Annotated in this window: 10 protein-coding genes, 2 tRNA genes and 1 pseudogene; 7 read left to right on the top strand and 6 right to left on the bottom strand. The window is 67.1% G+C overall.

Going from position 1 to position 12,790, the window contains the following annotated elements; genetic code table 11:
* The first annotated feature begins 80 nt into the window (after positions 1-80).
* The 5 genes and pseudogenes from IT882_RS08205 to IT882_RS08225 all read left to right on the top strand — a co-directional run bounded on the left by IT882_RS08205 (position 81) and on the right by IT882_RS08225 (position 5,375).
* Entirely contained in the window at positions 81-1,016 is a 936-nt protein-coding gene (locus IT882_RS08205) for an ACP S-malonyltransferase (protein WP_195694212.1), read from the top strand.
* Complete coding sequence (locus IT882_RS08210; RefSeq protein ID WP_195691492.1) at positions 1,013-2,014, top strand: beta-ketoacyl-ACP synthase III; 1,002 nt, start codon at positions 1,013-1,015, stop codon at positions 2,012-2,014. Before IT882_RS08205 ends, IT882_RS08210 begins: the two co-directional genes overlap by 4 nt.
* A 93-nt stretch (positions 2,015-2,107) precedes the next feature.
* A complete protein-coding gene (locus tag IT882_RS08215; RefSeq protein ID WP_195691493.1) occupies positions 2,108-2,356 on the top strand; it encodes an acyl carrier protein in 249 nt (82 codons plus the stop codon).
* Positions 2,357-2,408: 52 nt separating this feature from the next.
* Positions 2,409-3,643 (top strand): annotated as a pseudogene (locus tag IT882_RS08220) (beta-ketoacyl-[acyl-carrier-protein] synthase family protein).
* A 367-nt stretch (positions 3,644-4,010) separates the two neighbouring features.
* On the top strand, positions 4,011-5,375 hold the full coding sequence (locus IT882_RS08225; protein ID WP_195691494.1) for a hypothetical protein: 1,365 nt from the start codon (positions 4,011-4,013) through the stop codon (positions 5,373-5,375).
* A gap of 139 nt (positions 5,376-5,514) precedes the next feature.
* On the opposite strand, the gene IT882_RS08230 is transcribed toward IT882_RS08225, so the two are convergent.
* A complete protein-coding gene (locus IT882_RS08230) occupies positions 5,515-6,018 on the bottom strand; it encodes a DUF3145 domain-containing protein (RefSeq protein ID WP_195691495.1) in 504 nt (167 codons plus the stop codon).
* 244 nt (positions 6,019-6,262) lie between these two features.
* Here IT882_RS08230 and IT882_RS08235 point away from each other — a divergent pair, with 244 nt between their 5' ends.
* Positions 6,263-7,852 (top strand): SPFH domain-containing protein, encoded by a 1,590-nt coding sequence (locus tag IT882_RS08235; RefSeq protein WP_195691496.1) that lies wholly within the window; start codon positions 6,263-6,265, stop codon positions 7,850-7,852.
* Positions 7,853-8,115: 263 nt separating this feature from the next.
* Here IT882_RS08235 and IT882_RS08240 read toward each other — a convergent pair.
* Positions 8,116-8,189 (bottom strand) — tRNA-Ile (locus IT882_RS08240).
* A 28-nt stretch (positions 8,190-8,217) separates the two neighbouring features.
* Complete coding sequence (locus IT882_RS08245; protein WP_195691497.1) at positions 8,218-9,225, bottom strand: DMT family transporter; 1,008 nt, start codon at positions 9,223-9,225, stop codon at positions 8,218-8,220.
* Between the two features lie 56 nt (positions 9,226-9,281).
* Between IT882_RS08245 and def the strand changes: the two genes are divergently transcribed.
* Complete coding sequence (gene def, locus IT882_RS08250; protein ID WP_195691498.1) at positions 9,282-9,848, top strand: peptide deformylase; 567 nt, start codon at positions 9,282-9,284, stop codon at positions 9,846-9,848.
* A 25-nt stretch (positions 9,849-9,873) separates the two neighbouring features.
* Here def and IT882_RS08255 read toward each other — a convergent pair.
* The 3 genes from IT882_RS08255 to dnaG all read right to left on the bottom strand — a co-directional run bounded on the left by IT882_RS08255 (position 9,874) and on the right by dnaG (position 12,783).
* Positions 9,874-9,949: transfer RNA gene (locus tag IT882_RS08255), tRNA-Asn, on the bottom strand.
* A 95-nt stretch (positions 9,950-10,044) separates the two neighbouring features.
* On the bottom strand, positions 10,045-10,833 hold the full coding sequence (locus tag IT882_RS08260) for an ATP-binding cassette domain-containing protein (protein ID WP_195691499.1): 789 nt from the start codon (positions 10,831-10,833) through the stop codon (positions 10,045-10,047).
* A gap of 51 nt (positions 10,834-10,884) precedes the next feature.
* Positions 10,885-12,783, bottom strand: a complete 1,899-nt coding sequence (gene dnaG, locus IT882_RS08265) for a DNA primase (RefSeq protein ID WP_195691500.1) — start codon at positions 12,781-12,783, stop codon at positions 10,885-10,887.
* Positions 12,784-12,790 lie beyond the last annotated feature (7 nt).

Raw genomic sequence — 12,790 nt, forward strand, 5'->3', positions numbered from 1 at the left:
TAGACGCGCGACAAACGACAACGCGTTTTCTCGGTGATCATCTCCAGAAGGCCCTCCCAGCACGCTGGCAGGATGGGATGGTGATCATCGCTGTCTTCCCGGGTCAGGGCTCCCAAACACCCGGCTTCCTCCGCTCGTGGCTCGAGCACGAGGGGGTCCGTGCCCGACTCGAGCAGTTCTCGCAGTGGGCCGAGGTCGATCTCGTGGAGGCGGGCACGGAAGCGGATGCCGAGTCCATCCGCGACACCCGCATCGCACAACCACTCATCGTCGCTGCGTCGCTGGTGTCGTGGGAGCTTCTCGCGGCGCGCACTCCCCTCGCTTTCGGCGGCGTCGCCGGGCATTCCGTGGGTGAGTTCGCCGCGCTGACAGCCGCGGGCGTCATCGACGCCGAGACCGCGATGCGCCTTGTCGGCATCCGCGGTCGCGCCATGGCGGATGCCGCATCGCTGGCTGACACCGGAATGAGCGCCGTGATCGGCGGCGACCAGACCGCCGTCGAAGCCCGCCTCGCCGACCTCGACCTCACCCCCGCCAACTTCAACGGTGGCGGACAGATCGTCGCCGCCGGCGCCGCCGAAGCCCTGGCGTCACTCAGCGCCGAGCCTCCCGCGGGAACGCGCGTGATTCCGCTGTCCGTTGCGGGAGCCTTCCACACGCGGTACATGGCGCCGGCGGTCGAAACGCTCCGGTCGGCGGTGTCCACCGTCACGCCTACCGATCCCGCTGTGCAACTGTGGACGAATCGAGACGGGTCACCCGTGCGCAGCGGCGACGAGGCTCTCTCGCTCGTCGTCGATCAGGTAGCCTCCCCCGTGCGCTGGGACGCCTGCATGGAAGCCTTTGCGGCAGCCGGCGTGACGGGGCTGGTCGAGTTCGCTCCGGGCGGCACCCTGGTCGGTCTCGCGAAGCGTGCGCTGCGCGGAGTACCCTCGGTCGCGGTCAAGACCCCCGATGACCTCGCTTCCGCTGCCGAGCTTCTGGCTGCCGCATCCGCCCAAGGAGAACCCGAATGACCGCGACCCTCCGTCAGCCTCAGGGCGCCGCACACACGCGCATCTACGCCTACGGCGCGGCGCGAGGCGAGCGGGTCGTTCCCAACGATGACCTCGTCGGTCCGATCGACTCGAGCGACGAGTGGATCCGCCAGCGCACCGGCATCGTGACCCGCGTGCGAGCGGTCGAGACGACCAACGCCATCGACCTCGCGTCGGATGCCGCCGCCGAGGCTGTTGCCAAGTCCGGAGTCTCGCCCGAGAAGATCGATGCGGTGATCGTGGCGACCATCTCCAATCCGCGGCAGACACCGTCGGTTTCGGCGATCGTGGCGGAGCGGATCGGCGCAAAGGATGCCGCCGCCTACGACCTCAACGCTGCCTGTGCGGGCTTCGCCTACGGCGTCGGACAGGCTGACGCGCTGATCCGCGGGGGCGGCGCCCACTACGCCGTCGTCGTCGGCGCCGAAAAGCTCAGCGACATCGTCGACCCGACCGATCGCTCGATCTCGTTCCTCCTGGGAGACGGTGCGGGCGCCGCCGTTGTCGGGCCCTCCGACACGCCGGGGATCGGTCCGACGGTCTGGGGATCGGACGGCTCGAAGGCGGATGCCGTGACGATGAACCACACGCTGACCGAGTTCCGCGACGGCACAGCGCCGTGGCCCACCCTCCGGCAAGAGGGGCCCACCGTCTTCCGGTGGGCGGTGTGGGAGATGGTCAAGGTCGCCCGCGAAGCACTCGAGGCCGCGGGTGTCCAAGCATCCGACCTCGCCGCGTTCGTTCCCCACCAGGCGAACATGCGGATCATCGATGAGTTCGCCAAGCAGCTCAAGCTTCCCGAATCCGTCGTGATCGGTCGCGACATCGAGACAACCGGCAACACGTCAGCGGCATCCATCCCGCTCGCTACCCACCGTCTCCTCACCGAACACCCGGAGCTCAGTGGTGGCCTGGCACTGCAGATCGGCTTCGGAGCGGGCCTCGTCTACGGCGCGCAGGTCGTCGTCCTCCCGTGAGCGGCGGACCGCGAACTCTAGACTGGCAGAACGGCCTCAGCTGAGGTTCACACCGACCACAATCCACCCATATCAATCCAGAGGGAGACACCCATGGCACTCACAAACGACGACGTCCTCGCAGGACTCGCCGAACTCATCACCGACGAGACCGGCATCTCGGCCGACGAGGTCGCCATGGAGAAGTCGTTCACCGACGACCTCGACATCGACTCGATCTCGATGATGACCATCGTCGTCAACGCCGAGGAGAAGTTCGGCGTGACGATCCCCGACGACGAGGTCAAGAACCTCAAGACCGTCGGCGACGCCGTCACCTACATCACGTCGAACCAGGCGTAACCCGATTTCCGGTGGGGGGCTCAGCCCCCACCGGTCCATTCCTGAGGACTACATGAGCAGTTCACGTATCGTCGTCACCGGCATCGGCGCCACCACCCCTATCGGCGGAACCGCGCCGGATTCCTGGTCGGCGCTGCTTGCCGGCGAATCCGGAGCGCGCTCCCTCGAGCACGAGTGGGTCGCCAAATATGACCTCCCGGTGACGTTCGCCGCCTCTGCGCGCGTCCCGGCGGACACCGTGCTCGCACGGCCCGAGGCCAAGCGTCTGGATCCGTCGTCGCAGTACGCGCTGGTCGCTGCCCGCGAGGCGTGGGCGGATGCCGGTGCGCCGGAGGTCGACCCCGAGCGGCTCGGCGTCGACTTCGCGACCGGAATCGGCGGCCTGTGGACACTCCTCGATGGCTGGGACACTCTTCGCGAGAAGGGCCCGCGTCGGGTCATGCCGATGTCGGTTCCCATGCTCATGCCCAACGCACCCGCCGCTGCGATCTCGATGCACCTCGAGGCCCGTGCCTATGCGCGCACGGTCGCCTCTGCGTGCGCATCCAGCACAGAGTCGATCGTGAACGCGGTCGAGCACATCCGACTCGGTCTTGCCGACGTGGTGATCGCCGGTGGCACGGAATCGGTGATCCACCCGATCACCCTCGCGGCCTTCTCGTCGATGCAGGCGCTGTCGCGTCGCAACGATGACCCCGGACACGCGTCACGCCCGTACAGCATCGACCGAGACGGCTTCGTCATGGGTGAGGGTGCCGCAGCCCTCGTCCTCGAAACCGAGGAGCACGCGCGAGCGCGCGGAGCTCGGATCTACGCCGTCGTCGCGGGCGGATCGGTCACGGCCGACTCGTACCACATCACTGCTCCCGAGCCCGAGGGCCTCGGGGCGTCGCGTGCGGTGCGCCAGGCTCTCGAGCAGGCTGACGCATCGGTCGATGACGTCACGCACATCAACGCGCATGCCACGTCCACGCCGACCGGTGATATCGCCGAGTACAAGGCGCTGCTGTCGGTCTTCGGTGACCGCGTGCACGAGATCCCCGTCTCTGCGACCAAGGCTTCCACGGGGCACCTGCTCGGCGGCACCGGTGCTCTCGAGGCGGTGTTCACGGTGCTTGCACTCCACAACCGTCTCGCTCCCCGACGATCAACATCTCCGAGCAGGATCCCGAGATCCCGCTACGTGTGGGTGAGGCTGTTTCCCTCGGCGACGGCGACCATGTCGCGATCAGCAACTCCTTCGGTTTCGGCGGGCACAACGCCGTCGCCGCGTTCCGGAGCATCTGAGTCGTCGATTTCCGGCCGTCGCAGTGTGGAAGACTGCAACGATGCGTTCCATCCGTGCACTGACTCTGGTTCCGGCGACCGCACTGCTGATTGTCGGCCTGAGCGCGTGCACTTTTGGCTCCCCCGACCCTGAGCCTTCGGCATCGCCTTCCCCCTCAACAGCCACGCCTGGTCGTTCGGCGACGCCCACCGCGTCACCCACGTCAACCGCGACCCCCGAAGCGCTCCCGGCGCCGGCACCTCCCCCGGACCGGGCAACAACGGCGGCGGTTCCGGGGGCGGATCGGGCCGTTCCGGCGGCAAGACGCCGCAGCCTGCACCCCAGCCGACGCCTGCACCGACACCAGCGCCGGATCCCACACCGACCGTGCCGCCCGCATGTCCGACCAGCAACACTCCGCCGGGCGACCCCGTGCTTGCGTTCGGGTCGATCGCCGAATACTCCTCGGTTCCCTTGGCGCAAGGACGGGACTGCACCGGATTCCGGGCATACCTGTCGACGGGATTGCCGCAGTACGACTCACAGTCCTACGAGTTCTTCGGTCATTTGACCGACGGCAACAGCATGTACTCGGTCGCCCTCATGTCGCAGGGCAACAGCACGAGCACCGGCTCCCAGCGCCCCAGCCTCACCTTCGAGGAGGCGGGGCTCGTCTTCAACGAGCTCGATCAGAATCAAGGCCCGCTCATCGGCGGTATGGATGGCGTCGCCGACATCACGTTGCCCGTCTCCCTCACCTATCAGCCGTGGAGCATCAACGTCGAGGAGCAGGACTTCGGGCATCCGGCGCAGACGATGAGCATGAAAGTGGTCTCGGGTCGGATCGGTGCGGTGGGCGCCGTGTACGAGCTGATAGTGTCGACGCCGACCGGCCTGATCGGGTCTGGCACGAGCGAGCCGACGACGCTCACGATCCGCGCCAAAGACACCACCGGGATCATCCAATGGGGCTATGGACCGAACGGTTTCTTCCCGCTCTGGATGTTCGACGGCACCCCTTTGCCGGGAGCTCATGGCCCCATCCCCACCACCGACCAGCGCGGTCCGATCATGAGCACCTATGGCGGCGACATCGGTGCCTATCTCGCCGCGACAAACGACCCGATGACCGGTCAGGGCTCCCACTACTACTCGATGCCTCTCGTGGAGGTGGAACAGTGGTCCGTGACCATCGGATCGACCACCCACAGCGGCACCGGCGGATCGCTGTTCTTCGATAACCTCACCGAGACGTACAACGACTCGGCGCAGTACGTCGTCGGAAACCAGTACTCCTGGACCGAGTTCTCCGTGCAGCTTCCCGGCTCGCAACAGGGCATGCTCATCGCCGTCACCGGTCAGCCAGAGGTCGGCGATCTCTCGTACGCCATGATCGGCGGTGCGGGGTCTGAGCAGTCGGTCAACGGCACGTTGCGCCCCACCGCGAACTGGCCGCAGGGCGCCATCCACATCACGGCCGACCCTTCCAACTCGTGGACATCACCCCAGAGCTGCTACGTGTACGACCTCACCTATGACGTGCGCCTGGATGCCTCCGGGACCCGTCCCGCAGCGGATTTTGTCTTCACCGCCGTTGCGTCGAACCAGGAGGTCGATGCGCTGAATCGACCCGTGTATGAGGGCCTGTTCTCCTACTCGGGAACTCTCGACGGCAAGGCCGTCAGCGGGTACGCGTGGGGAGAGATCCAGGGACGACCGCCGGCGGGCAATCCGACGCCGCCGAACTGCTGACAGCAGACGCAGAACGGGTTCCTCCGCAACTCTGCTCGGAGGAACCCGTTCTCATCGTCGCGTGCCGACACGATCTCCCAGCGCCGGGAATGATCTCAACCGACATCCGGTACGCACGCACCCAGCACGCGAAGTCTTCTCATCCCACCTTGTGCAACCAGACGACGGCGGCGTCGTCACTGGCGTGACGGAAGGTTTCAAGCTCGTCGTCCCACGCGGAGCCCAGCGCCACCTGCAACTCTCGCTGCATGTCGTGGACATCGCGAGCGGCGAGTTCCATCGCGTAGCGGATGCGGTCCTCCCCCACAACGACGTTGCCCGCGGCATCCGTCTGCGCGTGATGGATGCCGAGGTCAGGCGTGTGCATCCATCGAGCACCATCTGATGCGGCAGACGGGTCCTCGGTCACCTCGAAGCGCAGGTGCTCCCACCCGTGCATGGCCGAGGTGATGGCGGCCCCGGTTCCCACCGGCCCCGACCAGAAGTACTCCGCGCGGCGCGCGCCAGGGAGCACCGGCTGGTCTTCCCAGTCGAAGTTCACCGCGCGACCGAGCGCACGCCCCACCGCCCACTCGAGGTGCGGGCACAATGCACGTGGCGCGGAGTGAATCATCACCACACCGCGCGTCATTGATGTAGCCATATCGATCTCCGTTCTGAGGTGCGTCTTCCCCAACGACCTCACGGGATCTGTGGCTGTTCTGTTGTCGCGCCCATTATCGCCCGCCGCGAGCCGAATCACAAGCCTGTGATTCGCGCGTTGCCTCCGCGCTCCCCGAAGGGCTTTGCCGAGAGGTCTGGAGTCTGACAGGCTGAGCGCGGGGGATACACGCGACTCTCGATGAGCGCTCGCTCCCGCGCGCACGCCGCAACGTAAGGAGAAGTCCATGGAGGCAGCCGGTCTTGTCGGCATTCTGATCATTGTCGGGGTCGCGGTCGTGGCTGCGATCATCGTCGCGCTCATCGGCCTGCTCTTGGCCAAGGCATGGATCAAGGTCGCCCGCGCGGACGAGGCCCTCGTCATCTCGGGACGCAAGCAGCGAGTCCAGTCCACGGTGGTGGATGCCGATGGCACGAGCCGGTCCGAGATGTCGGAGTCGCCGGTCACCGTGATCGTCAACGGGAAGTCGCTGGTCAACCCGATCACGCAGCGCCACGAGATCATCTCGTTGCGATCTCGCCAGGTGTCCCTGAACGCCGAGGCGCAGTCGCTGGACAATGTCACGCTCAACGTCGACGGGGTCGCGATCGTCAAGATCGGCTCGGACCCGGTCTTCGTTCGTCGCGCCGCCGAGCGTTTCGCATCGCAGGACAAGGCGATCGAGCAGTTCACCACCGAGCAGCTCGAGGGCGCGTTGCGCGGTATCGTCGCGACGCTCTCGGTTGTCGAGCTCATGCGTGAGCGCAAGAAGTTCTCGGATCAGATCGCTGCCGATGTCTCCCACGAGCTCGCCGAGCAGGGGCTCATCCTCGACTCCTTCCAGATCAAGGGGATCACCGACGCGACCGGGTACATTCAGTCGCTCGGCGCTCCCGAGATCCAGGCGAAGCGGCAGGCCGCCGAGATCGCCCAGACCAACGCTGATCGCGCGATCAACCAGAAGGTGATCGCCAACCAGGAAGCGAACCTGGTCGAGCAGACCGCACTGGACACGAACACGGCCAACGCCGATGCCGGCGTCGGTCGCGCCCGCGCCGAGGCCGAGCAGGCAGAACACCTCGCTCGCGCGCAGGCCGAGCAGGCAGTTCTCCAGCAGCAGGCCGAGAACCGTCAGGCGCAGCTGGATGCCGACGTCAAGCGCGTCGCCGACGCCCAGCGCTACGAGGCAGAGACGCGGGCACAGGCGGATCTTTACACGCGCGAGCGCGCAGCAGAGGCAGCCGCGATCGAGAAGGTCAAGGAAGCCGAGGCTCGAACCCGGATCGCCGAGCAGCAGGCCGACGCAGACCGCGCCCGCGCCGCCGGTGAGGCCGCGGCAGCCGAGGCTCGAGCCACCGGTGAAGCGAGCGCCTTGCGCGCTCTCGCGGATGCTGAAGCGACGGCCCGGCGCCTTCGTGCGGAGGCCGAGGCCGACGCCATCCGGGCCGAGGGCCAGGCGCGCGCCGAGTCCATCGAGGCGGAGGCCGAAGCGATCGCCTCGAACCAGGAGGCGATCCTGTCCCAGCGCGTCCTCGACGTCCTGCCCTCGATCATGGCGGAGTTCGCGAAGGGCTACTCCGCGATCGGCAACGTGTCGATCGTCGGTGGCGGATCAGGCGAGGAGGGCGCATCCCGCGTCATCGGCGCCGACAGTGCGACAGCCATGAAGTCGGTCTTCGACAGCGTCCAGGCCGCGACGGGCATCGATCTGGCTTCGATCATCCAGGGCCAGGCCGTCGGCCGCGCCTTTGGGGCAGGCATGGCGGACGCCGGGGCCACCGAATCATCGTCCCCTGCCGCTACCGCACGGAAGAGCACCGCAAAGCCGAAGGCGTAGCCGCCCGACCGGCGAACGGGGCCCATCCACGGGCACGCTGGCGGCAACACCCACGGGCGTGCTCTCGGCAACGCCCCCACAACGAACAGAACCCCGCCGATGGCGGGGTTCTGTTCGTAGGGCGGGTGGGACTTGTCCCTTTCGCCCCTCCACGGCTCGCTCCGCGACCCGCGGAGCCTCCGGCGAATGGGGCCCACCCACGGGCACGCTCTCGGCAACACCCCACGACGAACAGAACCCCGCCGATGGCGGGGTTCTGTTCGTAGGGCGGGTGGGACTTGAACCCACGATCGTCGGGTTATGAGCCCGCTGCCTTGACCAGCTTGGCCACCGCCCCCTGGGAGATCAGCGTACCGGCCGTGGGCTCACGACGCCGATCCCGGCTCGTCAGAGGACGTCTCGTCGCGAGAGCTGCGGCGCGTGAACGGCAGCTCGAGGCTGTCGCTGATGACCTGCGGATGGTTGCGCGCCAAACTGATCACCCCGTAGATCGCAAGCGCCCCGGCAACGCCGAATCCGATGAAGGCCCAGAGCGGCGCGGTCTCCGCCTCCTGCAGAACGGCAAGCCCAATCACAACCGCCACAATCGGGTCGATGACCGTCAGGCCCGCGATCACGAGGTCGGGAGGTCCGAGGCTGTACGCCGTCTGCACGAAGTATGCCCCGATCGCGACTGCTGCCAGCAGGGCCAGAACGCACAGCAGGGTGAGCCAGTCGAAGTTCTGGTCTCGGATGCGGCTGAGCACCACCTTCGCGAGCGTCGCTACGAAGCCGTAGAGCACGCCCGAGGCGACGATGTAGAACAGCGCCAGGCCGTGCTTGCGCAGCACCAGCCAGAGACCGGCGAAGACGACGATCGTCACGGCGAGCAGCCCCAGGATGATGAGCAGCTGCGACTGCGTCACGGGACGCTCAGTGGCGAAGAACGCCGCGATCGTCACGAAGATGAAGATGCCGCCGACGGCCGCGATGATCGACCGGATCGATTGGCGCGTGGGGCGGTGCCCGCTGATGCGCGCGTTGAGCAGCGTCGTGATCACGAGCGAGACAGCACCGAGCGGTTGAACGAGGATCAGCGGCGCCACCGAGAGCGCGGCGAGCTGGCACACGATCGCGAGCCCCAGCATGACGGTGCCCGCCAGCCACGATGGCCGCCGCAGCAGGTTCAGGAGGTGATTGCGGTCGAGACCGTTGCCCCCGGAGCGCCCGGTGAGTTTCTCGACCTTCTGGACGCCTCGGTACTGGTACTGGGCGCCGAACGACATGAAGATGGCGCCAAGGAGCGCGAGCGGGATTCCGGCGAGGATCGCGGGGTCACGGAACGCCTCGGTGATCTGGTCGGTCACGTTCGCCGACACGGTCAGGAGGAGCACCTCTCGACCCTATCCCGGGGTCGGCCGGACGCCGTGTGTCTCAATAGGCTTGTCGCATGGCTGTTCTCCCGATTCGCATCATGGGCGACCCCGTCCTCCACGCTCCCGCGACCCCCGTCGCCGAGATCACCGACGACATCCGGCGTCTGATCCAGGACATGTACGAGACGATGGATGCTGCGCCCGGCGTGGGGCTGGCCGCTCCCCAGGTCGGCGTGGGCCTGCGGATCTTCACCTACAGCTACGTCGATGACGACGACGAGCCCTGGCGAGGTGTGATCATCAATCCCGAGCTGTGGATCACTCCCCTCGACCCCGGCGAACCCGACCCCGATGACGAGTCGGAAGGCTGTCTGTCATTCCCCGGCGAACGGTTCCCGCTTCGCCGCTCCGATCGCGCGCGGGTCACCGGACTCGATCTGGACGGTCAGCCGGTGACGATCGAGGTGGAGGGATGGCGCGCCCGCATTCTTCAGCACGAGTTCGATCACCTGGACGGCGTGCTCTACGTGGATCGCCTCGGTGATCGCGATTGGCGAACCGCTCAGAAGATCGCCCGCAAGCAGGGCTGGGGCACCCCGGGAAACTCCTGGATGCCGGGAGTCGATGACCTCGACGCCTGAGCGAGCGGTCCGCCCGAGAGGGAAATGGCTCCCCGGCTTGGACTCGAACCAAGAACCTATCGGTTAACAGCCGATTGCTCTGCCAATTGAGCTACCGAGGAATATGCCCGCCGCAGCAGGCAACCCCACTATCTTAGCAAAGCCGACGAGGTTTCAACGACGCGCGCCAGCGTCCGGGCGCGCCGTCAGCGTGACATCACGAGACGACGAATCGACGGTCGGCCTCGGCGCTGGGCGTCCATATGAGGTCGTTGGTTCCATGCCCGAACGCGACGACGTGTCCGCCACGCAGCACGAGAACGTTCGCGTCGAGCTCTTTGACCGCCTCCGGATCGTGGGTGGAGATGACCGCGGCCATTCCGGTGTCATCGCGCCGACGCGTGATCGCCTCCCGCGCCGCCTTGCGGACCTCCACGTCGAGGTTTGCGAACGGCTCATCGGCCACGAGGATCCGCGGGTCGACGACGAGCGCCCGAGCCAGAGCCACACGCTGCCGCATCCCCGCCGACAGCTCGTAGGGGAACTTACCTGCCGCTCCCAGCGGGAGCATGAGCTCATCGAGCAGACCCGCCACCCGGATTGCGAGGGCTTTCTGATTGACGCGCCGCTCTCGCGAGGTGATGGGCTCGGCGATGACCTCCGACACGGTCAGCCGCGACGGCAGGTGCGCACCGGCAGACTGCGGCAGATATCCCGCGTAGTAGGTCAGCTCCCGGATGGCTCGCCCGGGTCGCCGAACGGAGATCCCATCGACCAGCGCGTCTCCCCCGGTGACCGATACTCCCTCGTGGGCGCGGCCGGCAAGAACCGAGAGCAGGCTCGACTTGCCGGCGCCCGTCGGGCCCATGAGGGCGAGCACGGATCCGCGTGCAACGGTGAACGTGATCCCGTCGATGAGCTTGTCGGTCTCGCCGCGACCGGTATGACTGATCGACAGGTCTGAGCACACGATCGCCGCTTCGGTGACTCTGCGACGAGGAGACATACCCTCATCCTGCCTTGCTGCCGCGCTGGGATCCAGTCTGGAATCCGTCGATCAGCGTTCGACGTCCCCCGTCCAGCGCTGTCGCTCGAGGTCGAGTTCACGCAGCTGCAGCCGGATTCGGCGGCCCTCCTCGGAGTCGGGGGGCACCCGCTGCACCGCCCGCACCAGCTCCGACTTCTCCGAATCGACGCGCCGAACGATCAGCCGACGCATCAGATCGGATGCCGAAGCTGCAGCATCGGCTTCGCCGAGCGCCGGAAAGGCAGACATCAGCAACTCCGAGCCGAGCGCGCGGTACGGTTCACGGATCGTGTCGACAGCCTGCACGGCCCACCCCGCTCGCGTGTAGTCGGGCGCTTCTACGACGGCGGAGCGCACGGCATCCAGCGCCGGGTGGTTGAACGCAGCACCGAGGGCGCGCCGCACCGTGGTGTCGTCGAGTCGGTGACCGAACTGCAGCGCAGCCATGAGCGCATCACGCTCGATCACGACATCACGCGTGCGCGGCAGCGAAGCGACCGTCGGGATCAGCACCGGTGTCACGTCGGCGGCAGGCCCATCATCCGGATGCTGAGGCTGACGGGCCTGCGCGTCGTCCCGCCCGCGCCGAGACGGCGGTCCACTCGCGTCTCGCGAACGGGATGCTCGCGAGACCGCGGCGCTGACCTCATCCAGATCGAGGCCGATCCGCCGCGCCAGGACCCGAACGTACCCGGGGCGCAGAGACGGGTCGCGGATGTCCGCGACAACCGGCGCAGCGGCTCGCAATGCTGCAGCTCGACCTTCGACTGTCGCGAGGTCGTACTGCGCAAGGCGCTGATCGATCACGAACTCGAACATCGGCGACTTCGCCGACATCAGGGCTCGCACGGCATCGTCACCGCGGGCAAGGCGCAGATCACAGGGGTCCAGACCATCCGGAGCCACAGCCACGTAGGTTTGCGCCGAGAAGCGTTTCTCGTCAGCGAAGGCGCGCAACGCCGCCTTCTGTCCGGCGGCATCGGGGTCGAACGTGAAGATGACCTCTCCCCCGCTCGAGTCGTCGCCCATGACGCGCCGCAGCACCGTGATGTGATCGCTGCCGAAGGCCGTGCCGCAGGTGGCGATCGCCGTCGTCACACCAGCCAAGTGGCACGCCATGACGTCGGTGTACCCCTCGACAACCACGACCCGGTGCTCGCGGGAAATGTCGCGCTTGGCAAGGTCCAGTCCGTAGAGCACGTGGGACTTGCGGTAGATCGGCGTCTCGGGCGTGTTCAGGTACTTCGGGCCCTGGTCGTCGTCGAGAAGACGGCGCGCTCCAAACCCGACGACCTGGCTCGTCACATCGCGGATCGGCCAGATGAGCCTGCCGCGAAAACGGTCATATGTCCCGCGCTGTCCCTGTGAGAGCAGCCCGGCAGCCAAGAGTTCCTCGCGCGTGAATCCCTGAGCCGTGAGAGCATCCGAGAGATTCGACCAGCCCTTGGGAGCGAAGCCGACCCCGAAGTGAGCGGCGGCGGCGGCGTCGAACCCACGCTCACCCAGGAAACGACGTCCGATCTCGGCATCCGGCGTCGACAGCTGCGCACGAAAGTACTCGGCAGCCGCAGCATTGGCCGCGTAGAGGCGACTGCGTCCCGAGTTCTCGGGGGCTGCGCCGCCCTCCTCGTAGTGCAGCGTGTAGCCGATCCGCCCGGCCAACCGTTCGACGGCCTCGGCGAAGCTCACATGGTCCATCTTGCGCAGGAACGAGTACACGTCCCCCGACTCGCCGCACCCGAAGCAGTGATAGAAGCCGACCTGTGGTCGCACGTGGAAGCTCGGGCTGCGCTCGTCGTGGAACGGGCACAGCCCCTTCAACGAACCGACGCCGGCAGACTTGAGCGCGACGCGTTCACCGATCACATCGGCGATGTTCGTGCGCGCCTTCACCTCGTCGATGTCGGCCTGTGCGATGCGTCCTGCCATGCGGCTT

The sequence above is a fragment of the Microbacterium schleiferi genome, from assembly GCF_015565955.1.
Lineage (GTDB): Bacteria > Actinomycetota > Actinomycetes > Actinomycetales > Microbacteriaceae > Microbacterium > Microbacterium schleiferi_A.